Genomic DNA, 3,015 nt, shown 5'->3' on the forward strand with positions numbered 1-3,015 from the left:
CCTGCCGCGACGGGAATCCCCACCAGGTTGTAAGCGAAAGCAAAGAACAGGTTTTGCCGGATGTTCTTCATAGTCGCGACGCTCAGTTGCCTTGCGGTCGCGATGCCCCTCAAGTCGCCTTTGACAAGGACGATGCGCGCGCTATTCATCGCCACATCCGTACCTGTTCCCATCGCTATGCCGACGTTGGCTTGCGCCAGGGCCGGCGCATCGTTGACGCCGTCTCCAGCCATCGCGACGACATGTCCTTGCTGCTGCAGCTCTTGCACATACTTATGCTTGTCTTGCGGAAGCACCCCCGCTTTCACACCGTCCAGAGCCAGTGCCTTCGCAACAGCGTTGGCCGTGACCGGATTGTCGCCCGTCAGCATGATTATCCTGATTCCGGACTTTCTAAGCAGCTTGACAGCCTCGTGCGTCGTGGCCTTAATCGGGTCAGACACGCCGAGATAGCCAGCCAGCTTCCCGTCGACAGACAGGTACATGACCGTTTGTGCGTCTGTACGCAGCCCGTCCACGTCCACTTTGGAGGCAGAGTAGTCAACTTCCGCATCTTCCATCAGTCGGGCGTTGCCAAGCAAGACAACATGGCCGTCAATGGTGCCGCTTATCCCTTTGCCAGTCACGGAATTGAAGGCAGACACGGATGGAAGAGTGACATTGCGCTCGCGTGCCTCGCTGACGATAGCTTGCGCCAACGGATGTTCGCTCTGGCCCTCCAGGCCACCTGAATAGGCGAGCACGACAGTTTCGGTGAATCCGTCAAGCGCGGCGACCACTCGCACCCGCGGCTTTCCTTCCGTTAGTGTCCCGGTTTTATCGACCAACAGGGTATCCACCTTTTCCATCAACTCCAGCGCCTCCGCATCTTTGATAAGAACACCCTGTTTTGCTCCGCGTCCGACACCCACGATAATCGATACAGGCGTTGCCAACCCAAGTGCGCAGGGACACGCGATAATGAGCACGCTGATGGCCACGATGAGCGCGTTTCCCAGCGCGGGATGGGGTCCGAAAATCGCCCACACCGCGAATGAGACGAGGGCGATCGCCAGCACCGCTGAGACGAACCATCCTGAAACCTCGTCAGCAAGCTTCTGGATTGGTGCGCGAGAGCGCCCGGCCTCCGAGACCAATTGAACGATCCTCGCGAGCAGGGTCTCTGACCCGACCTTCTCCGCCTTCATCAGAAACGACCCTGTCTGATTCACCGTGGCTCCTGTGACCTTGCTGCCGGCTACCTTTTCGACGGGAATCGGTTCCCCGGTGATCATGGATTCGTCGACGCTTGATTCCCCGTCTGTGACCACGCCGTCAACCGGAATTTTTGAGCCCGGTTTGACGCGCAGCGTATCGCCGGCAATCACCTTCTCGAGCGCAACGACTTCTTCAATACCGTCGACACGCAATCTGACTGCCGTTTGCGGCGCCAGCTTCAACAAGTCCTTTATGGCGCTAGTGGTTCTCGACCGCGCCCGAAGTTCGAGCACCTGCCCAAGCAAGATAAGCGCCACTATGACGGATGAAGCTTCGAAATATGAGGGCAGTTCACCCCTGTGCCGAAATGCCCCGGGAACGCTGGCAGGGAAGAACAAGACATAGAGACTGAAGAAATACGCTGTTCCAACCCCTATGGCGACAAGGCTAAACATGTTCAGTTGCCAGGTCACGAACGATCTCCCTCCCCGCGCGAGAAACGGCCAACCTGCCCACAGAACGACCGGCGTCGCGAGTAACGCCTGCAGGCATTGCGACCACGAGACGGACAGGAGATGCGGAAATTTGAACGCTTGCGCTATGTGATCGATGACTGCGTTCGGGTCTGGGAGCCCTACGTCATGTCCCATGGTCAGCCACAGCAGGGGCCCGGAAAATACCACCGCCATCCAGAAGCGGCGAGTCATATCCCTAAGCTCGGTCGAAGGCTGATCGGTCACCACAGGCGTAACCAACTCCAGGGCCATGCCGCAGATCGGGCATGCGCCTGGATTCGGCAGCCTTACCTGGGGATGCATGGCGCAGGTGTACACCGCTGCAGGCTTTGGCGCATACGCGGACGTCGCGGATACTGATGGGACGACATACTTCATGATTCACATCCGATAGCTATACCTGCGATTCGCGCACGCTGCCCGGCGCATCGCTATGGAATCGCCGTTGCCAGTGTGAAAAGCCACATCATCCGGCATTGCCCTCGTTCGCATCCCCCACCACCGGGGCATGCCAGCCGCCATCACGCGAGATAAGCTGTTCGCTTTCTTCCGGGCCCCAGCTCGATGATTCGTAGTACCTGATTGGGACGGTGTTCCCAAGAATGGGCGCAACGGTGCGCCAGGCAGCCTCAATGCTGTCATAGCGCGCGAATAGCGAAGCGTCACCCAGAATCGCGTCGCCAAACAAGCGTTCGTATGGCGCCATTTCATCGCCGGGATGACGATGTGCGACGAGTTCCACCGTTTCGCCTGCCATGACCTCGCCAGGTACCTTGACGCGTGCGCCCACGGAGATCAGCACATCCGGGCTGATCCGGAAGCGGAAGTAGTTTGATTGGCCGGATGTCGCGGTATCGAAGACTGCGTGCGACGGCGATTTAAGTTTCACCATGATCTCGTTACCGGTCACCGGCAATTGTTTGCCGGCCCGGATATAGAACGGCACACCTGCCCACCGTTCATTCTCGATATGCAGACGCAACGCAACAAAGGTCTCAACCTGGGAATCTGGGGCGACGCCCGGCTCATCCCGGTATCCACTGAACTGTCCTCGCACGGTCTCGTCCACAGAGATTGGCTGCATCGCCTCGAATACGCGCAGTTTCGCATCGCGCATTGCATCGGGATGACCGTCGGCCGGAGCGTCAGTCGCCAGTAACGAAACAACTTGCAGCAAATGATTCTGCACGACATCCCGAATCGCCCCGACGCCTTCGTACATTCCCCCACGGCCTTGTACGCCGAATGATTCAGCCATTGTGACCTGAACGCTCGCCACATAATGACGATTCCATACCGGTTC

Annotated in this window: 1 protein-coding gene and 1 pseudogene; both read right to left on the minus strand. The window is 58.4% G+C overall.

What is annotated here, in order from left to right:
• Positions 1 to 2,090: copper-transporting P-type ATPase (locus tag BSU04_RS13715; protein ID WP_089161108.1), on the minus strand; the 2,090-nt coding region annotated here is incomplete at its 3' end.
• 88 nt (positions 2,091 to 2,178) lie between these two features.
• Positions 2,179 to 3,015, minus strand: a pseudogene (locus tag BSU04_RS13720) (glucose-6-phosphate dehydrogenase); the annotation flags it as partial.

The organism is Caballeronia sordidicola (assembly GCF_002220365.1).
In the GTDB taxonomy this organism is placed as follows: domain Bacteria; phylum Pseudomonadota; class Gammaproteobacteria; order Burkholderiales; family Burkholderiaceae; genus Caballeronia; species Caballeronia sordidicola_C.